This window comes from Terrabacter sp. Root85 (assembly GCF_001429185.1).
In the GTDB taxonomy this organism is placed as follows: domain Bacteria; phylum Actinomycetota; class Actinomycetes; order Actinomycetales; family Dermatophilaceae; genus Terrabacter.
On the sequence record NZ_LMIW01000008.1, the window covers coordinates 672,510 to 696,871 of the forward strand.

General features: G+C 71.7%; 18 protein-coding genes. 11 read left to right on the forward strand and 7 right to left on the reverse strand.

Going from position 1 to position 24,362, the window contains the following annotated elements; genetic code table 11:
- Positions 1–107: 107 nt before the first annotated feature.
- A complete protein-coding gene (locus ASE25_RS09660) occupies positions 108–677 on the forward strand; it encodes a hypothetical protein (RefSeq protein ID WP_056772848.1) in 570 nt (189 codons plus the stop codon).
- Between the two features lie 2 nt (positions 678–679).
- Positions 680–5,371 carry a multicopper oxidase domain-containing protein gene (locus ASE25_RS09665; protein WP_056825031.1) on the forward strand — a complete coding sequence of 1,564 codons (4,692 nt, stop codon included), beginning with the start codon at positions 680–682 and terminating at the stop codon, positions 5,369–5,371.
- 7 nt (positions 5,372–5,378) lie between these two features.
- Here the strand turns inward: ASE25_RS09665 and ASE25_RS09670 are convergent, their stop codons facing one another.
- Positions 5,379–6,614 (reverse strand): helix-turn-helix domain-containing protein, encoded by a 1,236-nt coding sequence (locus ASE25_RS09670; protein ID WP_056825033.1) that lies wholly within the window; start codon positions 6,612–6,614, stop codon positions 5,379–5,381.
- Between the two features lie 86 nt (positions 6,615–6,700).
- Between ASE25_RS09670 and ASE25_RS09675 the strand changes: the two genes are divergently transcribed.
- The 4 genes from ASE25_RS09675 (at position 6,701) to ASE25_RS09690 (ending at position 12,115) form a co-directional block, all read left to right on the forward strand.
- Complete coding sequence (locus tag ASE25_RS09675) at positions 6,701–7,840, forward strand: ferredoxin reductase (protein WP_056825035.1); 1,140 nt, start codon at positions 6,701–6,703, stop codon at positions 7,838–7,840.
- Positions 7,841–7,882: 42 nt separating this feature from the next.
- A complete protein-coding gene (locus ASE25_RS09680) occupies positions 7,883–9,046 on the forward strand; it encodes an acyl-CoA desaturase (protein ID WP_056772858.1) in 1,164 nt (387 codons plus the stop codon).
- A 235-nt stretch (positions 9,047–9,281) separates the two neighbouring features.
- Entirely contained in the window at positions 9,282–10,583 is a 1,302-nt protein-coding gene (locus ASE25_RS09685; protein ID WP_157623377.1) for a hypothetical protein, read from the forward strand.
- Between the two features lie 62 nt (positions 10,584–10,645).
- Positions 10,646–12,115 (forward strand): cell wall metabolism sensor histidine kinase WalK, encoded by a 1,470-nt coding sequence (locus tag ASE25_RS09690; RefSeq protein WP_056825039.1) that lies wholly within the window; start codon positions 10,646–10,648, stop codon positions 12,113–12,115.
- Here the strand turns inward: ASE25_RS09690 and ASE25_RS09695 are convergent.
- Complete coding sequence (locus ASE25_RS09695; protein WP_056825041.1) at positions 12,067–12,765, reverse strand: response regulator transcription factor; 699 nt, start codon at positions 12,763–12,765, stop codon at positions 12,067–12,069. The two genes, ASE25_RS09690 and ASE25_RS09695, sit on opposite strands and share 49 nt — an antisense overlap.
- 171 nt (positions 12,766–12,936) lie before the next feature.
- Here ASE25_RS09695 and asnB point away from each other — a divergent pair, with 171 nt between their 5' ends.
- From asnB to ASE25_RS09715, 4 genes are read left to right on the forward strand one after another with little or no spacing between them, the layout of a single operon-like run.
- Positions 12,937–15,783 carry an asparagine synthase (glutamine-hydrolyzing) gene (gene asnB / locus ASE25_RS09700; RefSeq protein ID WP_235508615.1) on the forward strand — a complete coding sequence of 949 codons (2,847 nt, stop codon included), beginning with the start codon at positions 12,937–12,939 and terminating at the stop codon, positions 15,781–15,783.
- Positions 15,784–15,823: 40 nt separating this feature from the next.
- Positions 15,824–16,543 carry a phosphatase PAP2 family protein gene (locus ASE25_RS09705; RefSeq protein WP_056825043.1) on the forward strand — a complete coding sequence of 240 codons (720 nt, stop codon included), beginning with the start codon at positions 15,824–15,826 and terminating at the stop codon, positions 16,541–16,543.
- Complete coding sequence (locus tag ASE25_RS09710) at positions 16,540–17,427, forward strand: polysaccharide deacetylase family protein (RefSeq protein WP_235508616.1); 888 nt, start codon at positions 16,540–16,542, stop codon at positions 17,425–17,427. Before ASE25_RS09705 ends, ASE25_RS09710 begins: the two co-directional genes overlap by 4 nt.
- Positions 17,424–18,743, forward strand: coding sequence for a YncE family protein (locus ASE25_RS09715; RefSeq protein WP_235508617.1), 1,320 nt, complete (start codon positions 17,424–17,426; stop codon positions 18,741–18,743). Before ASE25_RS09710 ends, ASE25_RS09715 begins: the two co-directional genes overlap by 4 nt.
- Before the next feature lie 268 nt (positions 18,744–19,011).
- On the opposite strand, the gene ASE25_RS09720 is transcribed toward ASE25_RS09715, so the two are convergent.
- The 3 genes from ASE25_RS09720 to ASE25_RS09730 form a co-directional block, all read right to left on the reverse strand.
- The gene (locus ASE25_RS09720; RefSeq protein ID WP_056825045.1) at positions 19,012–19,626 is read right to left on the reverse strand and encodes a maleylpyruvate isomerase N-terminal domain-containing protein; all 615 of its coding nucleotides are present in this window, start codon (positions 19,624–19,626) and stop codon (positions 19,012–19,014) included.
- Positions 19,627–19,678: 52 nt separating this feature from the next.
- Entirely contained in the window at positions 19,679–20,125 is a 447-nt protein-coding gene (locus tag ASE25_RS09725) for a pyridoxamine 5-phosphate oxidase (RefSeq protein WP_235508618.1), read from the reverse strand.
- Positions 20,126–20,282: 157 nt separating this feature from the next.
- Positions 20,283–21,362 (reverse strand): acyl-CoA desaturase, encoded by a 1,080-nt coding sequence (locus ASE25_RS09730; protein ID WP_082622793.1) that lies wholly within the window; start codon positions 21,360–21,362, stop codon positions 20,283–20,285.
- Between the two features lie 421 nt (positions 21,363–21,783).
- On the opposite strand from ASE25_RS09730, the gene ASE25_RS09740 reads away from it, so the two are divergent.
- Positions 21,784–23,481: a SulP family inorganic anion transporter gene (locus ASE25_RS09740; protein ID WP_056772880.1), complete on the forward strand. Its 1,698-nt coding sequence runs from the start codon at positions 21,784–21,786 to the stop codon at positions 23,479–23,481.
- Between the two features lie 34 nt (positions 23,482–23,515).
- On the opposite strand, the gene ASE25_RS09745 is transcribed toward ASE25_RS09740, so the two are convergent.
- A complete protein-coding gene (locus tag ASE25_RS09745) occupies positions 23,516–23,935 on the reverse strand; it encodes a hypothetical protein (RefSeq protein ID WP_056825048.1) in 420 nt (139 codons plus the stop codon).
- Between the two features lie 115 nt (positions 23,936–24,050).
- Positions 24,051–24,275, reverse strand: coding sequence for a hypothetical protein (locus ASE25_RS09750; RefSeq protein WP_235508619.1), 225 nt, complete (start codon positions 24,273–24,275; stop codon positions 24,051–24,053).
- Positions 24,276–24,362: the final 87 nt, after the last annotated feature.

Consider the following 24,362-nt stretch of genomic DNA (forward strand, 5'->3'; position numbering starts at 1 on the left):
TGTTGCGCCCGGGGGAGATTGGAGCCGGTCGCCCGCGAAAGGCGTGGCCGTGCTCTGCAGTGGCGGACCCCAAGGTAGGTCGAAGGTCGCCCTGCGACGCTGGTCGGATGAGAAGCCTGCGCCCGGAACCGCGACGGGGACGCACCATCGTCCTCGCGCTGCTCGTCGCCGTCGGGCTGGTCCTCGGGGGGTGGCACACCCGTGCCGTCCTCGCCGGGCCGCCCGACCCGACGGTCCTCACCGTGGGTGGGGTGTCGTTCAGGGTGACGGGTGCTGAGGAGGTGACCGGCCTCTCCGACGCCGACCTCGGTGGCATGTCCCACGGGGTGAACGGGCTCGTCACCAGCGACAAGGCCCTCGTCCGGGTCGTGCTGACCGTGACGGCGGGCGACGTCGACACGACGTACGACGCGACCGCCCTCAGGGCGATCGCCTCGGGACAGCCGTCCGGGGCGGCCCCGCTGGCCGGGTCGCTGCCGCTCCGGGGCCGTCTCGCGGCCCACGCCCACCTCGAGGGGTCGCTGTCCTACGTCCTGCCCCGTGACGGCTCGCACGTCGTGCTCGGCGCCGGCCCGGGCACGCCACGGGTGCCCCTGCTCTACATGTCGACTGCCGGCGGCTCGCCGGGCGACACGCACGACTCGCACGTCGCGCCGAAGCCTTCCCAGAAGGAGTGACCATGGCCATCCCGTCGCACACCACCCGAGCGAGCGCGAAGCGGCACGTCACCGTGGCCGACCTCGTCACGGCGCTGGCGATGGGGGTGGTGGGCGGGCTCTGGCTGTCCTGGCTCGACCTGCACGACGTCGGAGCGGGCGTCATCCAGGGACCGGTGGGTCACTCGACCACCGTCGTGGCGTTCACCGTGCCCCTCGTGCTCGTCGTCCACCCCGTCCTGGCGGCGTCGCTGCGCCGAGGGCTGCGCGAGTCGGCGGTGCTGGCACGGTGCATCCTCGCGGTGGCGGCCTCGGTCGCGGTGGGCAACCAGCTGCGGCTCGTGGCCCTGGACGAGCCCCGGGGCGGCCTGCCGGTGATCGGCCTCTTCGGGGACGCGACGACGGTCCTGATCGTCGTCGTGCCCGTGGTCGTGGTCGCCTCGTCGCTCCGGTCCCTCGCCGGGACCCGGCGCCACGGGGGCCTCTCGCGGTCCCGCCGTCGTGCCCACGGGGCACGTCTGCTCGCGGTGGGTACCGGGGTCATCGGCGTCGTCGCCGTGCTCGCCCTCGCACCCGTCGCCGAGGCGTCGTCGCCCACCGTGGCCCTCGCCGGGACGCCCGGCTGCCTGGACGGGGGGAGCGTGAACCGCTCCTACGACGTCACGGCCATCGACGTCAACATCCCGCTCAACCGGTTCGGCGACCACGACCCCAAGGGCAAGATGTACGTCCTCACCTCACGTCTCGCCGCGGTCCGGGCCCAGGAGACCTCGCAGAAGGTGTCCGTGGGCCTTCGCGACGACGCGATCCAGCCCCTCGTCATCCGGGCCAACGAGGGTGACTGCGTCTCGATCCGGCTGACCAACGCGGCATCGGGCGGGCCCTACGGCCTGCACATCGACGGGCTCGAGTTCGACATCAGCTCGTCGGGCGACGAGGTGGGCCAGAACGACCCGTCCGACGTCGCGGCGGGACAGAGCCGCACCTACCGTTTCGCCATCCCGCTCGACCGTCGCCTCGAGGGCGGCCACTACATCCACCCCGGGCCCGGCTACCGCGCCGCGGTCGCGCACGGGCTCTTCGGCGCGCTCGTCGTCGAGCCGCCGGGGTCGACCTACTGGAACGCCTCGGTCGCCGGTCGCCAGCTGGAGTCCGGCTGGGAGGCCATCATCAAGCCGGCCTCACCGAGTGCCGCCTGCGTCCCGACGAGCGCGATGCCGACGTGCGGCTTCCGCGAGGGCGCCCTGCTGCACCACGAGATCGGCAACGACAACGAGCTGATCAAGAACGCCGCCGGCGCCGACATCCCGCTCGTCGACTCGACGACCGGCTCCTACCGGCCCGGCGCCTTCGCGCTCAACTACCGCTCGGAGCCGTTCCGCAACAGGCTCCTCGCCTTCCCGAAGGAGAAGTCTCACGCGTACAGCTCGTACACCTTCGGCGAGCCGGCGACGCCGATGATGCGCGGCTACCTCGCCGACCCGACGAAGATCCGGCTCATGCACGTGGGCAGCGAGAAGTTCCACGTCTTCCATCTCCACGGCGGGGGTGACCGGTGGCGCTTCAACCCGGTCGCCGACACGTCGTTCAACTACGCCGACACAGGACTTCGCAAGGACCCGCCCACCGTGCTGTCGCCGTCGCAGCGTCTCGACTCCCAGTCGATCGGCCCCGGTGAGTCCTACGACCTCGAGATCGAGGGCGGCGCGGGCGGCGTCCAGCAGTCCGCCGGCGACTTCCTCTTCCACTGCCACATCGCCAAGCACTACAACTCCGGCATGTGGGGCCTGTGGCGCGTCTACGACACCCGCCAGCCCGACCTCGTGCCGATCGCCGACCGAGCACTCCCGCCGACCGCCGTCGACTCGCGCGGCCTCATCGGGCGCACCATCAACGGCACCCTGATCACGGCCACCAACCTCGACTCCTGGATCCGCCCGCAGCTGCCGCCGGCCGGGGTGCCGCGCAACGGACAGGACGCGACCGTCTGGAACTGGAAGGTGACGGGCACGGGGTCGCAGCAGCTCTACCTCGGAGCCCCGGCCGACCCCACGGTCTTCGCCGACTCCCCGAAGGTCGTGTCCGGCCAGCCGAACCTCCTCGCCGTCGACGTGGGGCGCATCGTGACGGGACGACCGACGATCCTGTTCAACCCGCGCAACGGTCGCCCGGCCTACCCGCTCTTCCGCACGAACATCGGTAAACGACCACCCTTCACCCCAGCCGGTCACAGCGGGACACCATGGCTCGGGGCGACGACGGGCCAGACCTCCGCGAGCACCAGTCCGTGGACCAACCGCTCGGATGCCTTGTGCCCCAAGGGGAGACGGGTCCGCACCTTCAACGTCGTCACCATCGGCAAGTCGATCCAGCGCACGCCGACGCAGGTCGACCCGGACGGCAAGCTGTTCGTCCTGGCCAAGGACAAGCAGGCAGTCGCGAGTGATCCGCGCCGGTCCGACCCGCTCGCGATCCGTGCCAACCAGGGCGACTGCGTCGCGATCACGCTGACCAACGAGATCCCCGACGCGTCCGCCTTCGACAACTTCTCCAAGAGCTCCATGCACATCCACCACGTCCAGTTCGACGTGCAGGGGTCCGACGGGGTGAGTGCGGGCTACGCCTTCGAGCACTCCGTCCGGCCCTACCGTGTGGTCGACCCGCGCCTCAGCACGGCGGCCGCCAAGGGGTCCCGGACGCTCGTCCTCAGCAGCGTGGCCTCGCTCGTCGGCGTCGACGCCGGCGGCAAGGCCACGAGACCGTGGATCGCCGTCGGTGAGGGCCTCGAGTCCATCGAGACCCACCAGGTCGTCGCCGTCAACCAGACGACCCGCACCGTGACCCTCGACTCGGCGCTGGTCGCCGCCCACGCGTCCGGGGAGTATGCCGGGAGCGAGTTCATCCAGTACCGCTGGTACCCCGATGCCCTGCTCGACAACGTCTTCTGGCACGACCACGTCGACGGGATCCACGGCTGGGGCCACGGCCTCGTCGGCCAGCTCGTCGTCGAGCCTCCCGGCTCGACCTACCACGACCCCGTGACCGGGGCCGAGGTGGACTCGGGCACCCTCGTCGACATCCACACGACGAGCGCCCTGTCCCCGGGACTCGTCAACGGCAGCTTCCGTGAGCTGGCGCTCTGGACGATCAACGACAACGACGCGGGGGCGTACTCCACGCTCAACCTCAAGGCGAACCCGCTCGCAGACCGCCCGGACACGGCGCACCAGTTCAGCTCCTGGACCTACGGCGACCCGGTGACACCCCTGCCCCGGCTCTATCCCGACGACCCGCTGGTCGTGCGCACCATCAACGTGTCACCGACCGTCGACACCCTGCACCTGCAGGGGGGCCGCACGCTGCTCGAACCGCGCTACACCCACGACGACGGGTCGGGCCCCAGCCCGGCCGGATCGATCATCGACACGATCCACTACGGCGTCAGCGAGAAGTTCACCCTGGTCTTCAACGGCTCGGCGCCCGACATGCGGATGAGACCGGGTGACTACCTCTACGCCAACGGCGTCGAGAAGCACACCCAGCAGGGCGCGTGGGGCGTCGTGCGGGTGCTGCCCGGAACCGTCGACGACCTCCAGCCCCTCCCGGGGGTGGCGCCGCCGAGCACCGCCTACGTGCCACCGGTCGCCACCGGTGGACCGCCTCCGGCAGCCGAGCCCCAGGACAGCCCGTGCCCGCCGACGGCGCCGACGCGCAGCTTCAACCTCAGTGCCGTCGACAAGTCGCAGACCCTCAACGGTGCCCGGACGGCGTTCGTCCCCGACGGTGACGTCCTCAGCATCAAGAAGGGCCTGAAGAGCCCGGTACCGCTCGTGCTGCACGTCGTCGCCGGCGAGTGCGTCTCGGTCCGCCTCACGAACACGCTGACCACCGCAGTGGGGTTCTCGGTGGGCAAGCTCGACCGCGCCTCCGACTCGGGCGGCGTCGACGTCGGCTTCGCGCCGGAGCAGAACGTGGCTCCGGGGGCCGTACGCACCTACATGTACTACGCCGCCACCGACCGGCTCGGCACCGCCGTCATCTCGGACCTGGCCTCGCCGGGCTCGGCCAAGAACGGTCTCTACGGCGCGATGGTCGTCGCCCCCGCGTCGAGGGTCGACGGTCTGCGCACCGAGTTCAGCGACCCCGTCACGGGACTCGCGAAGGACATCGGCGCCCAGGTGATCGTGCACGTACCGGGCGGCGACGTCACCGACTACCGCGACTTCACGGTGCTCCTGGCCGACGACGACACGCAGATCGGGCAGGACTTCATGCCCTACCCGACGAACGCCCGGGCGGGACGGTCGCTGCTCAACTACGCGGCGGCTCCGGCCGGTGACGGTCCCGGCGCGTTCCGTGACCCGGGGCAGGTGCCCCTGCTGACGGCGTACGCCGGCGACCCGGAGGTCGTGCACGTGGTCGTGACGCCCGGGAGCGAGAGCGCCCACGTCTTCGGCCTCGGCGGGCTGCACTGGCCGCAGGACCCTCGGATCGGTGACTCGGACTCGACGACCGCGCAGGGCATGGGGCCGTGGGAGTCCTTCGACCTCGACGTCGTCGGCGGCGCGGGCGGCACGAGAGTGGCACCCGGTGACTACTTCTACGGCGACCTCAGGAGGCCGTTCACCGCAGTCGGGGTCTGGGGCCTGCAACGGGTGCTGCCTTACACGTCCCCGACGTGTCCGATCCTCCGCGTCGACGGGAGCACGTGCTGACGGGGGCTCAGGACCCGTCCGCGGTGGGAGCCGAGAGCGCCACGACGAGCTCGCGCACCGCGGACGGGTCGAGGAGCCGGTCGCCGTAGAGCTCGCGCACCTGGGCCATCCGGTAGCGGACGGTCTGCGCGTGCACGTGCAGCTCGGCAGCGACCGCGTCCCGACGTCCCTGGTGCAGCAGCCACGACAGGAGCGTCTCCGCCAGCCGGTCGCGGGTGCCGGGAGGCAGGTCGGCGAGGGGAGCGAGGACGTGGTTGCGAAGGTCTGCGAGCGCGTCCGGGTCGGCCGTGAGGACGAGGTCGGTCAGGTGCCGCTCCGTGTCGACGGGGGCCCCGCTGCGTGACGGCCGGACGAGTCGCGCCGTCCGCGCGGCGCGGTCGTAGGACGCGCGCGCGTCGTCCCACGGGCGCGGCGGGCCGACGACGGCATGGCGGCCGGCGAGCACCCGCAGCACGTGGACGCGGCCCGGCCCGTCGGCGTCCGGCACGAGCAGCAGCGTCAGCGGGAGGTCCGGGTCGACGTCGTCGATGCCCGGCAGGTCCTCGCCGACCTGGAGGGTGTCGGCCCCGAGCGAGGCGAGGGCACGGCGTCCCTGCGCCGCCGGCAGCAGGACCGCAGTCAGCGTGGCCGGGGGAGCCCACTCGGCGCGGGCGGCCGCCGCGGTCAGCGTGTCGATGCCGGCCCGCGCCAGCAGGTGCTGACCGAGCCGTTCGCGGTATCGGTCTCGCACCCGGCCACTCGTCGTCAGCTCGTCGGTGTGACCCGCGACGCTCGCGGCCGACAGCTCGTCGATGTAGGCGAAGAGCAGCTCGGCGAACTTCGCCATCGTCGCCGCCGGCAGCCCGGCGTCTCCCGCGGCCCGGGCGAGCTCGCGCCACGACACGCGGGCACCGACCCGGTATGCCGCGAGCAGGCTGTCCATCGACCGTCCCCCGCGCGCCTCGCCGCGTCCGAGGGCGTAGGCCCCCTCGCGGGTCGGGCCGAGCGGGGTGCTCGGATCGACGTCGCTCCCGCTGCCCGCGAGCTTGAGGAAGCCGGCGATGGCCATCTGCACGGCGCGCTCGATCGTGTCGCCGGCGACCCCACCGAGGGCACCGCGGTAGTCGGGGACCTCGTCGACGACGGCGGTGACCGTCGTGGACGCGATGGCAGGGAGCCGCTCACGCAGCACCCTGAGCACCGCGTGGTCCAGCTGCAGGTCAGCCGCGCCACGGACCGTGGCGCTCGTTGCCTCTGAGGCCATCGACTGTTCCCTCCGCACAAGAGTTCCCGAACACTTCACGCCCTGTGGTCAGGATCTTACCCTTGGGTGTCAGTCATGCTGGGGGCATGAGCCTGACCGCGCCCTCGAAACCCTCGACCCGAGCCGCCCGCCCGTCCTTGCGACGCCGGTTCCTCCAGCTCGCCGAGCGCGCGACCTCCCCGCTGCTGCCCGCCGACTACCTCGACCTCTTCGACCCGTTGCGCCCAGGCGCCGACCTGCGCGGACGCATCGTGGACGTCCACCCCGAGACGGCCGACGCGGCCACCATCGTCATCCGCCCCGGCGCCGACTGGGCCGGCCACGTGCCGGGACAGTACGTCCGCATCGGTGTCGACGTCGACGGCATCCGCCAGTGGCGGGCCTACTCCCTGACCCACGGCCCGCGCGCCGACGGGAACATCTCCATCACCGTGAAGGCCGTGCCGGACGGGCTCGTCAGCACGCATCTCGTGCGCGAGTCGCGACCCGGCACCCTCGTGCACCTCGAGCAGGCCCAGGGCGAGTTCGTGCTCCCCACCGACGGCGGGAAGTTCCTCTTCGTCACCGCGGGGTCCGGCGTCACCCCGGTCATCGGCATGCTGCGCAACCTCTTCCCCGTGGCCGACGACGGCGTCGTGCGCCTGGCCCGCTCGGCGGCATACGACATCGTCGTCGTGCACGTCGCCCCGAGCGAGCCGCACTCGATCTTCATCGACAACCTCCGCGCCCTCGACGAGGCCGGCCTCGTCCGTCTCGTCGCCCGCTACGACGACGAGCACGGCGTCCTCGACGTCGCCGACCTCGAGGCCCTCGTCCCCGACCTGCCCGACCGGACGACGCTCGCGTGCGGTCCGGGCGGGCTGCTCGACGCGCTCCAGCGCCACCACGACGAGCGCGGGCTCGACCTGCTCACCGAGCAGTTCCGCGCCACGACCCTCGTCGTCGGCGAGGGCGGCACGGTCGACTTCACCGGCTCGGGCACGACCGTCGACGCCGACGGCGCCACCCCCATCCTCGACGCCGCCGAGGCAGCCGGCGTCCTCATGCCGTCCGGGTGCCGTATGGGCATCTGCTTCGGCTGCGTCCTGCCCCTGCGCGAGGGAGCCGTGCGCGACCTGCGCACCGGAGCCGTCACGACCGCGACCCCCGGCGAGACCGAGGGCCAGGGCGTCCCGATCCAGACCTGCATCTCCGCAGCCGCCGGCGCCTGCGTCATCGACCACTGACCTGATCCACAGACCCCAGACCCCCTGACCAGAGGAGTCATCATGACCGTCCTGCAGAAGAAGTCCCACAACCCGATCGGGCACCTGACGCCCGAGGACGTCGAGCAGATCGGCGTCGAGCTCGACGCGATCCGCCAGTCCGTCATCGACACCCGCGGCGCCGACGACGCGGCCTACATCCGCAAAGTCATCGCCACCCAGCGCAAGCTCGAGCTCGGTTCTCGCGCAGTCCTGCTCGTCTCGATGTTCCCGCCCGCCTGGGTCGTCGGCACCGCCGGCCTCGCGGTCGCCAAGATCATCGAGAACATGGAGATCGGGCACAACGTCATGCACGGCCAGTGGGACTGGATGCGCGACCCGAAGATCCACTCGACGACGTGGGAGTGGGACAACGCCAGCCCGTCGGAGCAGTGGAAGCACTCGCACAACGAGCTGCACCACACGTACACGAACGTCATCGGCAAGGACAACGACCTCGGCTACGGCATCATGCGCGTCGACGAGGACCAGCGCTGGGTGCCGCTCTACGCCGCGCAGCCGCTGTGGAACTTCGTCAACGCCTGCTTCTTCGAGTACGGCATCGCGGCCTACGACCTCGAGCTCGGCAAGAACCTCGCCACCAAGGAGCGCCGCCAGGACCCCGACTTCCGGGCGCGCGCCAAGGTGACGCTGAAGAAGATCCGCAACCAGATGACGAAGGACTACGTCATCCACCCGCTGCTCTCGGGCCCGTCGTTCCTCAACACGCTCGCCGCGAACGCGACGGCCAACCTCATCCGCAACCTGTGGACCCACTCGGTCATCATGTGCGGCCACTTCCCCGAGGGCGTCGAGACCTTCGAGCGCCGGTCGATCGTGGGGGAGACCCGCGGCGAGTGGTACCTGCGCCAGATGCTCGGCTCGGCCAACATCAGCGGCAGCAAGGCCATGCACTTCATGACCGGCAACCTCAGCTTCCAGATCGAGCACCACCTCTTCCCCGACCTGCCGAGCAACCGCTACCAGGAGATCGCCCCGCAGGTGCAGGACCTCTTCCGGCGCTACGGCCTGACCTACACGACGGGCTCGCTGCCGCGGCAGGTCGCCTCGGCCTGGAAGAAGGTCGTCCGGCTGTCCCTGCCGAACGACTTCCTGGGCCGCAACAAGGGCGCGTCCGTCACGGACCTGCCGACGCCGGAGCCCGCGCGGGAGCACGCGGCCGCCTGAGGTCTCGCCGTCTCGTGTCGACGTGCGAGCACGAGTGATCCTTCTCAGCGTGTGCTCAGTGCCGCTGCGACATCGTCGTGAGGCCGGGAGACCCCCTCCCGGCGTCTCGACGTCCTGACCCGCGCGGCCACCGACGGCCGCGTCACGCGCTCCACGAGGGCCGACCGACGGCGCCACGCCAGGTCACCCGGGCCGGCAGGACGGTCGAGGCAGCTCTCTTCGTGGAGGATCCTGCATGTCTGACGCCCTGACGTCCACCGTCCCGGGGACGGTGGCGCACGACGCGCGCCCCCCTGTGGCCGCCCAGCTCCTCAACAAGGTGCCGGCCATCACGGCCACCTTCTGGCTCATCAAGATCCTGTCGACGACGATCGGCGAGACCTTCGCCGACTACCTCGCCGTGCAGGTCGGCCTCGGGACGCTCGTCACGGACGGGGCCATGATGACCCTCCTGGTCATCGCCCTCGTCGCCCAGCTGCGCACGCGGCGCCTCGTGCCGTGGCTCTACTGGCTGACGGTCATCCTCGTCAGCATCGTCGGCACCCAGATCACCGACTTCTTCACCGACACGCTCGGCGTCAGCCTCTACGTCAGCACTGCGGTGTTCGCCCTGGTGCTGGCCGCGGTCTTCACGGTCTGGTGGCGCCAGGAGCGCACCCTGGCGATCACCGCGATCGACACGCCCCGACGCGAGCGCTACTACTGGGGCGCGATCCTCACGACGTTCGCCCTCGGCACGGCGGGCGGTGACCTCGCCACCGAGGCGCTGTCGCTCGGCTTCCGCAACGGCGCGCTGATCTTCGGCGGCCTCATCCTCGCCGTGTGGGTCGCCCGTCGTGGCGGCCTCAACGCGGTCCTCGCGTTCTGGATCGCCTACGTCCTGACGCGACCGCTCGGCGCGTCGCTCGGTGACCTGCTCACGCAGAGCCGGGCCTTCGGTGGGCTCGGCCTCGGCTCCAGCCTCACGAGCCTCGTCTTCCTCGCCGTCATCGTCGTGCTCGTCGCCCGCGAGCAGGTCAACGTCAACCGCCACGGCATCCGCGCCAAGGGCGAGGCCCCGGCCGTGCACCCGCGCCGCGACTACGCGTGGGCCGCCGCAGGTGCCGTGGCCGTCGTCTCTGCCGCGACGGCCCTCGCGCCCTCGCCGACTCCCGCAGCGGCCGTTTCCACCAGCACGTCCTCCGGCGCGTCCTCGGGTCCCGCGGGCAGCGCCACGCGGGCCAACCCGTTGGAGACGGACGACACGTCCCCCATCGGGGACCTGCGGCCGTTCGCTGTCATCGTCGACGACGTCGCGGCGAAGACCCGATCGGGCGACCTGTCCGCAGCGACGACGCGCATCAAGGACCTCGAGGTCGCCTGGGACGACGGAGAGGCCGCGATGAAGCCGGCATCCCCGGATGACTGGCACACGATGGACTCCGCGATCGACGGTGCGCTGACGGCGCTGCGGTCGACACCGCCCTCCAAGGCGGACAGTGCCGCCGCGCTCCACGCGCTCCAGTCGACGATCGGCTCGCTGGAGAAGAAGGCGTAACAGCCCGATCGGGCAGAATCGTGGTGGCACCGACCGTGCCTCCTCGGACCGGAAGGAGACCGATGACGGCCCGCTTCCGACTGCCCACGGGAGTCCGGGGGCAGGCGACGGTCGCCGCCGCAGCCGTGGTGGCCGTCGCACTGCTCCTCGGCAGCGCCGTGCTCGTCCTCGTGCTGCAGGGGGCACTGACCCAGACGCTGCAGGACAGCGTCACCTCCGTCGTCGACGAGGACGCCGCGGTGCTGTCCGTCGACGGCACCGCGGGTCTCGCGCGAAGCGAGCGCGACGAGGGTCCCGACAACGTCCTCGTCCAGGTCATCGGGTACGAGGGGGGAGCGGCGCACGTGGTCTACACCTCGAAGGCGTCGCGGACCGAGCCGGTCACCGACGCGCGGCCTGCGGCCGGCCAGACCGTGGTCACCGGTCGCTCCTCGCTCCCGCTGCCGCTCGACCTGCGGGACCCGCTCGTGGTCGCTCGCGGGGTCGAGGTGGGCGGTGACACCTACGTCCTCGCGGCGCAGGCGTCCCAGGAGGCGCGTGAGCAGGCCGTCCGGACCACGGCCATCCTCCTGGCGGTCGCCCTGCCGTTCCTCGTGGCCCTCACCGCCATGATCACGTGGTGGCGGGTCGGGCGCGCCCTCAGCTCCGTGGAGGCGATCCGCTCCCACGTCGAACGCACGAGCGCCTCCAGGTTGCAGGACCGCGTGCCCGTGCCGCCCACCCACGACGAGATCGCGCAGCTGGCCGTGACGATGAACTCGATGCTGAGCCGACTCGAGGTCTCGCAGCGCGCCCAGCGCCGCTTCGTCTCCGACGCCAGCCACGAGCTGCGGTCGCCGCTCGCGACGATCCGGGCGTCGCTCGACGTCGTCAGTCCCGACGATCCCGAGACGTCGTGGGAGCAGCTCGACCCGATCCTGCGTGGCGAGTCCGAGCGGATGAGCCGGCTCGTCGACCACCTGCTCCTGCTGTCGCAGGCCGATGACGACGCGCTCACGGTGAGCCGCCGCGACGTCGACCTCGACGACCTCGTCGACCGTGAGGTCCGGCGACTGCGCCGGCTGACCCCGTTGACCGTCCGTCTGACGAACGCCGCCGTGCGGGTCCGCGGCGACGAGCACCAGCTCGAGCAGGTCCTGCGCAACCTGCTCGACAACGCCGCCCGGCATTCGGTGGGCACCGTGGACGTCACCGTCGAGCGGGGTGGCGGCAGCGCCGTGGTGCGGGTCGAGGACGACGGACCCGGCATCCCCGTGGCCGACCGAGCGCGCGTGTTCGAGCGCTTCGTGCGGCTCGACGAGAGCCGGTCACGCCACTCCGGGGGAGCCGGCCTCGGTCTCGCCATCGCCCGGGAGCTCGCTGTGGCACACGGCGGGACGCTCTCGGTGCGCGAGTCACCGTCCGGTGGCGCCTGCTTCGAGCTGACGCTGCCGCTGCCCTCCTCGGCGCCGGAGCCACCGACCGGCGGGTCCGGGGCCGGGGATCAGGCCGGCTCGACCGGCGCGACCGGCTCGGCCTCGAGCATCCGGTAGCCCACGCCCCGCACCGTCTCGATGCTCGCCTCCGCGAACGGGGCGTCGATCTTGCGGCGGAGGTAGCCGACGTAGACCTCGACGATGTTGACGTCGCCGTCGTAGGCCGGATCCCACACGGCGTCGAGGATGGTGGCCTTCGTCACGACCTCACCCGCGTGCATCATGAGGAAGGTCAGGAGCGCGAACTCCTTGGGGGTCAGGGCGATCTCCGTTCCGTGTCGCTGCACGCGCCGTCGCACCGGGTCGAGCGACAGCGAGCCGTTCGTGAGGACCACAGGACGTTCCGGGGCGCCCCGTCGGATGAGTGCCCTGAGCCGGGCGACGAGCACGACGAAGCTGAACGGCTTCGTGAGGTAGTCGTCCGCACCGAGGTTGAACGCCTCGGCCTGGTCGTGCTCACCGTCGACGGCGGTCAGCATGAGCACGGGCGTCCACACGCCCGCCTCGCGCAGTCGTGCGATCACCTGGTAGCCGTCGAGCCCGGGCAGCATGATGTCGAGGACGATGACGTCGTACGCGGACTCGGTGGCCGCCCACAGCCCGTCCTGGCCGTCGTGCATGACGTCGACGACGAAGCCTTCGCGTGTCAGACCGCGTCGGACGACCTCCGCGAGGGACGTCTCGTCCTCGACGACGAGCACGCGCATCCCTCAGGCCTGCCGGGCGTCGAGGCCGGGGCCTGCGGGTTCGCGGATGGCGCTCATGGCTCCGAGGGTAGGTCGGCGAGCCTGAACAGCGGCTGAGAACCGGCCTCAGGGTCCTCTCAGCGGCGTCGTCGCACGATGGCGGGTCAGACGACCGTCGTCGGAGGGATGCGCATGTGTGGAATCGCCGGGTACTTCGGCCTCGAGGAGGACCGTGGGCTGCTGGACCGGATGAATGCGGCCCAGCGCCACCGTGGGCCCGACGACTCGGGTACCCACGTCGACGGCCCCGTCGGGCTGGCCCACCAGCGCCTGTCGATCATCGACCGCGAGGGCGGGAGGCAGCCGATGGCCACGCCGGAAGGCAGGTACGTCCTCGCGTACAACGGTGAGGTCTACAACTACCGCGCGCTGCGGGACGAGCTCGCCGCGGCGTCACACACGTTCGTGTCGCACAGCGACACCGAGGTCGTCCTGCAGGCGTATGCGGCGTGGGGACGTGAGGCGTTCGACCGCCTCAACGGGATGTTCGCGATCGCGGTCTGGGACCGCGACGAGCAGACGCTGACCCTGGCCCGCGACCAGTTCGGCATCAAGCCGCTCCATGTGAGCCGGGTGTCGGAGGCGCACGGAGGACGACGCGGCCCTGGAGGGTCATGGCTCTTCGCGAGCGAGATCAGCCCCATCCTCGTCAGCGGCCGCCACGACCGAGCGCCCAACGAGCGCAGCCTGTTCCGCTATCTGCGCCATCGGGTGCACGACGACGGTGCCGAGACCTTCTTCGAGGGCATCGAGCGCCTGCTGCCCGGTGAGATGGCGACGATCAGCGCTGACGGGTTCGAGCGCCGGCGCTACGGCACCCTGCAGCACGACCTCGAGCGCGCTCGTCCCGCCGCGACCGGTGCGGGCGCGGAGGAGGTCGCGGCCCTGCGCGACGGGCTGACCGAGTCCATCGCGCTGCGGCTGCGCTCGGACGTGCCGGTGGGAACGTCGCTCTCCGGTGGGCTCGACAGCTCGACCATCGCCGTCGGGATCGACCGGCTGCTCACCACGCACGACACGTCGGCCGAGGCCGTCGGGCCCCGGCAGCAGACCTTCTCTGCGGTCTTCCCCGGCTACCGCAACGACGAGGAGCGCTGGGTGGATGACGCCGTCGACGCGTGCTCGGGTCCCGTCCAGTCGCACCGGATCCGGCCGACCTCCGACGACCTGCTCGCCGACCTCACCGACTTCGTGCGCACCCAGGAGGAGCCCGTCGTCTCGACCGGACCGTACGCGCAGTACCGCGTCATGAAGGAGGCGAGCCGGCACGTCACGGTGATGCTCGACGGACAGGGCGCGGACGAGATGCTGGCGGGATACGTCCCCCAGACCGTCACGCACCTGCGCAGCCTGGTCTCCCGGGACCGACGCGCCGGCCTCGCGGAGATCATCGCCAACCGTGACATCCTCGCCGGCCAGGTCCGCTCGCGGCTCCGGACCCGGCTGCAGGGCGGGGGATCGGTGAGCCTGCTCCTCCGACGGGACTTCAGGGCCGTCCACGCCGAGGACACCTACGCCGTGGAGGGTGCGACCCTGCGACAGCGGCTCGTCCACGACCTCTTCGTGGCCTCGCTGCCCGCCCTGCTGCGCTACGAGGACCGCAACTCGATGCGCTTCTCCGTCGAGGGTCGGGTGCCCTTCCTCGACCCTGACCTCGTGCGCACGGTCTTCGCGATGCCCGACGACGCGATCATCCGGGACGGCTGGAACAAGCACGTCCTGCGCGATGCCGAGGAGCACGTCCTTCCGGCCTCGATCACCCGACGGCGCAACAAGATCGGCTTCACGACCCCGCAGAACGAGTGGTTCCACGAACAGCGCGAGTTCATCTATCGGGTGTTCCTCTCCGAGTCGTTCGCGAGCCGCCCCTACTTCGACCGGACCGAGGTCCTCAACGCCTTCGAGCAGTGGCTGAGCGGCCGGGGCTCGCTCGACTCCATGGCCTTCTGGCGCATCCTCAACGTCGAGCTCTGGCTTCGAGAGTTCTTCGACGCGCGAGCCGAACCCGCCGCCGACGACACGTCCGACACCAGGTCCGACGCGGCCGACGACGCGAGGTCGGGCGCGGCCACCCCCACGGGCGGAGCGGTCCGTGGGGCAGGCTCCCTGACCGCCCCCGCCACCAACGAGGGGAAGGAACTCGACATCGAGCTGCCCGACGGCACACGGGTCCGTCGCCTCCCGGTGCGCACCCCGCAGGTGGCGGACACCGACGACCTCGTGGCCCTCGTCGTGGACCGGGTCCGCGCGCACGTGGACGCGCTCGGTGACGGCCGATCCGTCGCGGGATCGGGGTTCAGCCGCTGGCACGTCTTCGTCTCGGAGAAGGTCGTCGCGATCACCCAGCACCGCTCGTTCTTCATCTGGGACATCCCCGTCAGCCGAGCCGCGCGCGTGCTGAGCCGTCACGTGACGCGGACCCCGCGGGCATCGGTCTCGGGTCACCGTTCACGATGCAGCTGGCGATCGACGAGGCGGGTCTCCCGCGGGTGCTGCTCGCCGCGGCCGCGGGCGCCGCGGGAAAGCTCGTCGGACGGCGGGGTCTCTTCTACACCGTCGTCGGGGGCGACGTGCGCGCCATCGACGGGCCGACCGAGTACTCGGTCCACCCGGCCAACCTGTCGGCCAAGCTCGCCCCCGAGGATCCCGACCGCGTGTCTGCGACCATCTCGGCGGCGATCCGCGCCGCACTGCCCGAGGGCCTTGCCGACACCTTCGGTGGCACCGTCGTCATCGACGCGAACGACCTCGGCTGCAACGTCCTCGGGACCGATGCCGCGGGCGACCGGACCCGGATGGAGCAGATGTTCGCCGACAACCCCTTGGGTCAGGGGTCACAGCGCACCCCGGTGGCGCTCGTCCTCGACGACCTCAGAATCCTGGACCCGAGCCCGCCGACGAGCCCCGACACGAGCGCCGACACGAGCCCGGCCACGAGCCCGGCCACGGACCCGGCCACGGACCCGACGCCGCTCGTGACGGCATACGCGGCTCCCGCCCGGGCGAGCGGACGGTCCGCATGACCACCGTCGTGACCTCCGAGCCGGCCTCGGCGAAGCGCCGGCGGCCGCGTCAGCGGGCCTGGGTCGTCTCGGGGATCGCGCTGCTCGTCGTCGGCCTCGCCGTCGGCTTCGCGGTGACGGCCGTCGGCGCCTCCCGCACCGGCGAGCTGGGGCTGGACGAGCTCCTCTCAGGGCACCGCGACCGTCTGCTGACCGCGGCCGCCCAGGTCGTCGACGTCGGCCTCGGCACGCGCGTCGCACCGGTCCTGCTGCTCGTGGGCTGCGGACTCGTCTGGACGAGAGACCGGTTCGCCGCCGTGACCATCGGGGTCCTGACGGTCGTCGGCTGGCTGTCCGTCGAGATCGGCAAGGTCCTCGTCCACCGGCCCCGGCCCCCGGCCGCCGCCGTCCACGCCCTCGTCGCGGAGACCGCCGCCGACAGCTACCCGAGCGGACACACCGCGTTCGCCGCAGCGACGGTCTTCGCGGTCGTGGCGGCACTGGTCCTGACCGGTCGCCCCACCCGGGTCGCCTTTGTCGTCGGCCTGCCCATCGTGGCCGTCGTCGCCCTCTCGCGGCTCTACCTCGGGGTCCACTACCTCACCGACGTGGTCGCCTCGGTCGTCTTCGCCGGCGCATCCGTCCTCGTGGTGACGGCTCTCGCCGCGCCCGCACTGCCGTGGCTGCGGACACGGCTGAGTCCTCGCGCCGGCGAGTCGGAAGGGAGGGATGCATGACTCCACAGGAGCCGGCCGCCGACCGGCCCGACGTGGTGCCTGCCTCCCGCCGTGGCACGTCTCGGAGAGCCGTGCTCGCCGCGGCCGCAGGCGCTCTGGGGACGGCCGGTGTCGCCGCGTGCTCGCCGGCCCCGGAGACCCCGCCGCCCGCGGCGCAGGGAACGCTCCGGGCGACCCACGCACCCACGCCGACCTCCGGCGTCCCCGGCTCGGCACCTCCGGTGGCGACCGGGTCATCGCCGGCTCGCACCACGTCGACCGAGGCCGACACGGTCCTCGGGTCCGTCGGCCCCGACATCCGGTCGGGCTCGTCCGGCCGGCACGAGGTCGCCCTGACCTTCCACGGCGCCGGACCTGCCTCCCTGACGGCGACCGTCCTCGACATCGCCCGCGCCCACGGAGCCCGGGTCACCGTGTTCGCCGTGGGCCAGTGGCTCCATGCCAACCCGGCGCTGGGCCGCGCGGTGCTCGCGGGAGGCCACGACCTGGGCAACCACACGTGGAGCCACCGACCCATGCGCAGGCTCACCGCCGCCGAGGCCGATGCCGAGGTGAGCCGAGGGGCGGCCGAGGTGGCTCTCGTGCGCGGCTCGGCCGGGCTGCTCTTCCGGCCGTCGGGGACTCCGACGAGCACCGCCGTGATCCGGGCGGCCGCCCGCGCCTCCGGCTACGCCCGCTGCATCTCCTACGACGTCGACCCCCAGGACTACCTCGACCCCGGGACGACCGCCGTGCGCGAGCGCACGCTCGCCGACGTCCGGGCCGGGAGCATCGTCAGCCTCCACCTCGGTCACGCCGGCACCGTGGCCGCACTGCCCGGCATCCTCGCGGGGCTGCGTGCCCGTGGCCTCCGGGCGGTCACGGTCAACGAGCTCCTGGCGTGAGCGCGTCCCGCGCTCGTGTCGCCGTGGGACCGCTTCGCGGCGTCGTGGTCCTGCTGGCCCTCACGGTCACGACGAGCGCGCTGCTGGCCGACTGCTCGACGTCCCGGACCGCCCCGGCCGGTGCGCCGAGTTCGTCGTCGCGGGTCGTCGCCGCCCTCGGACCGGGCCCGACGGCCCCTGCGCCGACCTCCTCGGGGTCACCCTCGGTGCGTCCGTCGGGGACCACGCCGCGGGACGCCGGGACGATGCAGCCGTATGCGTTCACCGGCGCGGGGAGCCTCGCCGGAGAGGCCCGTCGGGCGCGTCCGCTCGTCTACGTGCCCGAGCAGCTCGCCGGGACGGTGCAGGTCATCGACCCGAGGACGTATGCCGTCATCGCCACCCGACGCGTGCCGCGTTCGCCCGAGCACGTCGTGCCGTCCGCGGACCTGCGTCGCCTCTGGGTCAACAGCGACGCGGGCAACGCCCTGACGCCCATCGACCCGCGCACCGGTGCCGTCGGCACCCCCGTCCCGGTGCGCGACCCCTACAACCTCTACTTCACCCCCGACGGGAGGAGCGCGCTCGTCATGGCCGAGCGGCTCCGTCGGGTGGACGTCCGTGACGCTCGCACCATGGCCCTGCGGCGTTCCCTGCCGGTGCCGTGCGCTGGGCTCAACCACGCCGACTTCACGGCCGACCTGACGAGGATGCTCGTCAGCTGCGAGTTCAGCGGTGACCTCGCCGAGCTCGACGCGTCCGCCACCCGGGTCGTCCGGATCGTCGACCTGAACCACGTCCGGACCCCGGGAGCGACCCGCCCGGCCGATGCCCGGTCGATGGGCGGTCCCGCGGCCATGCTCGCGTCGGGCGCGACGTCGATGCCCCAGGACGTGCGTCTCTCTCCGGACGGCCGGTCCTTCCTCGTCGCCGACATGCTGCGCAACGGCATCTGGGTCCTCGACGCGACGACCTTCCACGTGACGCGGTTCGTCAGGACGGGCCTGGGCGCGCACGGCATCTATCCCGCCCGGGACGCGCGACGCGTCTTCGTGAGCAACCGGGGTGAGGGGAGCGTCAGCGTCCTCGACGGCGGCACCCTGCGCCGGCTCGCGACGTGGCGGATCCCCGGCGGGGGATCCCCCGACATGGGAGGGGTGACGGCCGACGGGAGCGAGCTGTGGTTCTCCGGTCGCTACGACTCCTGCGTCTACGTCCTCGACACCGTGACGGGCCGTGTCACCCACCGCATCCGGGTGCGACCGGGGCCGCACGGCCTGCTCGTCTGGCCGCAACCGGGCCGCTTCTCGCTGGGTCACACGGGCAACATGAGATGACCTCGTGGCCCGACGTCGCGCGGTCCGGAGATCCGCTGAAAAACCGTGTCATGAAAACGCAGGCCGATCGTCTACAGGGGGAAGGGACGCCCCCGGGCGTCCTGGCAACAGCCTCGGGTGTTCGTGGAGGGGTACCCCAGGCTGGCCCGTCGGGGACGGGCAGCACCGAACAGAGCCCCCGCTCGCCCACCTGAGCGGGGGCTCTGTGCTGCGCCCGGCCCTCGGGTCCACCTGCGGCGCGGTCGGCGACTCGAGCGACTCGAGCGACTCAGCTTCGCACCGTCGGGTCCCAGCGCCACGTCTCGAGACGGGGCCGGTCCGCGAGGGCGCCGCGACCGCAGCACCACAGCAGGACCTCCGTCGGGTCCCCGTCAGGTGCCTGCGGGAAGAGTCGCGCCAGCGCGCCGGCCGTGAGCTCCTGGGGCGGCACCCAGTCGAGCCCCAGCCCGCGGGTGACGTCGTGGGTGTGCACGAGCACCTCGACGACGCCCATGGCCGCGAAGCCCTCCGCGTCCGCGACGCCGGCCGGGTGCCAGGCCCGCAGCCCGGCCGGCGCGGCCCGGCAGGCCAGGTGGAGCAGCTCCGCGCACGTGACGACCGAGGCGACGAGACGTTCGGGCGTCGCGGCGTCCTCGACCACGAGCTCCATCGGCAGGTAGGCCGCGTCCGGCTGCGCGACGACCTGGCCGGCATACGAGAAGAGCACGTCGGCCACGTGCGCCGCGGTGCGCCGGCACGACCACTCGAGGTCACCGGCCGGCATACTCCACTTGCGGTCGACGGCGGCGTCGAGGACGCGGCGGCACTCCGCCGCCACGGAGGGGATGAGATCGGTGATCGGGCGCGGATCGGTGAGAACCCCGGGACTCGTCGCTGTGGTCATGACCCGACCGTGCCACCAGATCCGGACGGTCCCCGACCGGGAAGGCACGGACTCAGGCGCGTTGCCGGCGCTCGCGCTCCAGGACCAGCTCCTCGACGGCGCTCGGCAGCGTCGTCTCGAAGTCGATGAGCTTCGCCCACGTCGGGGTCACGACGATCCGGACCATCCCGTCGTAGAGCGAGCGGACCTCCGCCTCCCACCCGACCCGCTGCTCGGGCGTCATCGTGTACGTGCCGTTCATCTGGAGATACTCCTCCGGGATGCCGTCGACGACATCGAGCTCGGCCGTGCCGCGGACGAGCAGCATCGTCGGCGGGTGCACCTCGGTGTCGATGGTGAGCGCGACCACGGGGTCGCGACGCAGGGCAGGCAGCTTCGGGGCGTTCTGCGTGGTGCACATGACCAGCTGGGTCCCGTTCCAGGTGAAGGCGATCGGGATGCCGCGCGGTGTGCCGTCCGTGGCGACGTAGGCCAGGCGGGCCACATCGCGCGTAAGCATCTGCTGGCTCCCGGGCCGGTTCAGGACCTCGGTGATCTCGTTCGGTTGCACGGTCGACCTCCGTGTTCAGGTGGGCCTCCGGGGTGGCTGCCCTGAACGGGTGGGACGGAGCCGGCCCGCGGGTCTCGACATCGGACCGCTGGCGAGACCGTGACCGTCAGGTGGCATCCGTCACGGTCACCGCGCGTCGGCTCGCGACGAGCGGGCACAGGAAGGGGTCGTTGTCCTTGAGGCCGACGGCATTGAAGTGGCTGATGACGCTTCCGTATGCCGTCCAGAGCGTCGTCTGCGTGTAGCGCACTCCCTCGGCCGCGCAGTAGGCGACGACGAGCGGCTGCACCCGCCGCAGGTGGGGCCGCGCCATCGACGGGAAGAGGTGGTGCTCGGTCTGGTGGTTCAGCCCACCGAGGAGCACGGACATCCACCGGCCGCCACTGATGTTGCGGCTCATGAGGACCTGGCGGTTGAGGAAGTCGAGCTTGAGCCCCGGCGCGACGAGGGGCATGCCGATGTGGTTCGGGGCGAAGGAGAGGCCCATGTAGAGGCCGAACAGCGCGAGCTGGACGGCGAGGACGGCGACGACCTTGGCCGGCGACATGACGAGGAGCAGGAGCACCGGCAGCCCCGCGAGGCGGGTCGTCAGGAAGGCCAGCTCGACCCACCGGCGCTCGACCCGACGACGGCCGGCGACCCGGTGGATGCCCTCCCAGTGCAGCGACAGTCCTTCGAGCAGCAGCAGCGGGAAGAAGTACCAGCCCTGGTGGGCCACGAGCCAGCGCACCAGTGGTCGATGGGAGCGGCGGGCCTGCTCGGGGGTGAAGGCGAGCACCCCCGGCGCGATGTCGGGGTCGTAGCCGACCTTGTTGGGGTTGCCGTGGTGACGGGTGTGCTTGCTCTGCCACCAGCCGTAGCTGATGCCGACGAGCAGGTTGGCCACGACGAGACTCACCCAGTCGTTGAGGCGTCCGGAACGGAACATCTGGCGGTGCGCGGCGTCGTGGCCGAGGAAGGCGATCTGGGTCATCAGCACCGCGAGGACCGCAGCGGGCGCGAGCTGCCACCAGCTGTCACCGATGCACACGACGATAAGCACCCACCCCGCCATCGCCACGACGGCGCCGACGAGTCTGGTCCAGTAGTAGGCGTACCGCCGACGCATCAGCCCGAGGTCATGCACCTGGCGGGTGAGCGCCGTGAACGTGCTCCCGGTGGTCTGGTCATGGTGGGTGCTGGTCACGGCGATCGATCTCCTTGGGCCACGGTGTTTCCCGTGTCTCCGGGCGTTCGCGAGAACGGCACGGGGGTGCACGGGCATGTGAGGAGTGACCGGCGCGGAGACGGCGGTGCCGGACGATGCGCGACGTCACGTTCACGGGAGGGACGCGACCGGGGTCCAGGGACTCGCCTACCAGCCCGAGTGTACGCGTCCGGAGCGGCCGGCCTCGCGGTCGACCACCCTGTCGCTCGTCATGTCGAGTGACGCCACGACCTCACACGGGGCGGATGAGCCGGAGCCGGTGGGCCCGGGGCTGTGAACGCGTACGCGGCTCGCGACGCTCACCCCGAGGAGGTGGTGTCCCGGGAGAGTCCCTTCGGTACAACGGAACGAGCGCTGGGGACAGCGTCCCGTGAGACGTGCTTGAGCGAGAGGGTGGCGGATGGCGAGGACGCTGGTGCCGGGGCTGACCCGGGAGAACGTCGGGTCCGAGGCGCTCGCCGGGGTGACCCTCCTCGCGATCGCGGTGCCACTCAACATCGGCTACGCCCAGATCGCCGGGTTGCCTCCGACGGCAGGGCTCTACGCGCTCGTGCTTCCGGCGGTCCTCTATGCGCTGACGGTGTCCTCCCGGCAGCTCGTGGCCTCGCCCGATGCCGCCGCAGCAGCGCTCGTCGCCTCGTCCATCGGCGGTCTGGCTGCGGCGGGGAGCCAGTCCTACGCGTCGCTCGCCCTGGCCCAGGCGATCATCAGCGGCCTCCTCTTCGTCGCGTTCGGACTCCTGAAGCTGGGCTTCATCGCCAACTTCCTCTCCAAACCGATCCTCATCGGCTTCGTCGGCGGCCTCGCCCTCGACATCCTCGTCAGCCAGGTCGCGAAGATGCTCGGGGTCAAGATCGACAGCGGTGGGGAGTTCGTCGAGAAGGTCGGCGACCTCGTGACCGGGCTGGCGAAGCTCAGCGTGGTGTCGGTCCTGCTCTCGGCGGTCGCTGTCGCCGTCCTCATCGGTGGTCGACGCCTCGCCCGGACGGCGCCGTGGGCCCTCATCGTCCTCGTCGTCGCGACGGTGGTCACGGTGCTGGCTCACCTCGACGAGCACGGTGTCTCGGTGCTGGGAGAGGTGCCGGCGGGACCACCCACCTTGACGTGGCCCGAGCTCGATCTCGGCCAGTGGTTCGCGGTCGTGCCGTCGGCCATCGCCCTGACGCTCGTGACGACGGCGGAGGGGCTCCTCGTGTCACGCAGCTACAGCGAGCGGCGGGGCTACCCGATCGACGCGAACCGCGAGCTCGTCGCGTTCGGCGTCGGCAACGTCTCGGCCGGACTCACGGGCGGCTTCGCCGTGGGGTCGTCGACCTCGCGCACGGCCTTCATGGACTCGGCGGGGTCGCGGACCCAGCTGCCGAGCATCGTGGCCGCGGTCTTGACGCTGCTGCTCCTGCTCTTCGGCACCGGGCTGCTCGCCGACATCCCGTCCCCGGCCATCGGGGCCATCGTCGCCGTGGCCGTCGTGCCCCTCCTCGGGATCGGCGAGCTGCGCAGCCTCTGGACGAAGGACCGGTTCGAGTTCGGGGTGGCGGCTGCCTGCTTCCTCGGAGCCCTCCTCCTCGGCCCGATCCCCGGAATCCTCATCGCCTTCGTGCTCGCGCTCGTGAACCTCACCCGACGCGCGGCCAACCCGGCAGTGGAGGTGCTCGGCACCACGGGCGACCCGGATCAAGCCCTTCCCGTCCTCGGCGACGCCACGGAGAGCGAGCCCGGAGTCATCGTGCTGCGCTTCTCCGCCCCGATCTTCTTCGCGAACGTCGGCCTTCTGCGCGACCGCGTGCATGCCGTCGTGGAAGAGGCGGAGTCCGCGGGCTCGGGGGCGTCGAGACCCTCCGGGGAGGTGTCGGGTGCGGAGCCGTCACCGGTCGTGCGCCACGTGGTGCTCGACATGGAGGGCGTCACCGACATCGACGTCACCGGGGCCGAGGGGCTCGAGCAGCTGAAGTCGTGGCTCGAGGGTCGAGGCACGCGCGTGCACTACAGCCGGCTCCGCCCGGCCGTGGCCGACCGGCTGCACCACTTCGGCCTCGACGAGGGGACGTCGGCGTTCGGCACCAACCGTGCAGCGCTCGAGGCACTCAGGCCGCGATGACCGATCGACGTGTGCCCGAGGGGCGCGGCCGACGTCAGTAGGTGACGTCGTCGGCGAAACCGGCGGTGCAGAGCGCCCAGAGGACGATGGCGTTGAGGGCCAGCAGCACGATGGACCAGAACGGGTAGAGCGGTATTGAGGCGAAGTTGAGCACCATGGCGAGGGACACGGGGACCAGGCCGAGGATCCGGCCGATGGGGCGCTCTGCGAGGATGAGTCCGCCCACGACGACCAGGACGATGCCCCAGACGAGGTGGATCCAACCCCATGCCGTCGTGTCGAAGGCGAAGATGTACTTGGGTGTGCTGACGTAGAGCGTGTTGTCGAAGAGTGCCGACAGGCCCCGGAGGAACTCCAGGATGCCGGAGATGAGCAGCACCGTTCCGGCGAAGAGCACGGTGCCGTACCTCCAGCCGTGCGGGTGGGTCGGAGCGGTGATGGGCGAGGTGGTCATGCGTCCTCCCGTGCTAGGCGATGCCTCATCGTCGGTCGGGCGGGTGTCCACCGTCGTCACCCGGTCGGCATGAGATCGCCAGGTCGGCGAGGGGCTGCGCGGAACGGGACGTTCGTCAGACCACGGCCAGGGTGGAGGCACCCTCCCGGTCGACGCGACGGACGCCGACGAGCTCGAGGGCGAGCGACTGCACCTTCAGCAGGATGCCGAAGAGCGCCGACTGGTCCAGCTCGCCCTCGAGGGAGGTCCGGCTGCCCTCGGTCGCCGTGATGGTCATCCCTCCGAAGGCGGCCCGTGCCGCCGTTCCGAGACGACCTTCGACCGTGATGACGTATCGCACCGGCTTCACCTCGGGGGCCTCCTGCTCCGCGCTCTGGGCGAGCGCCGAACTGCGCTGCGCGCCTCGGAAACCATACGTACCCGCCCG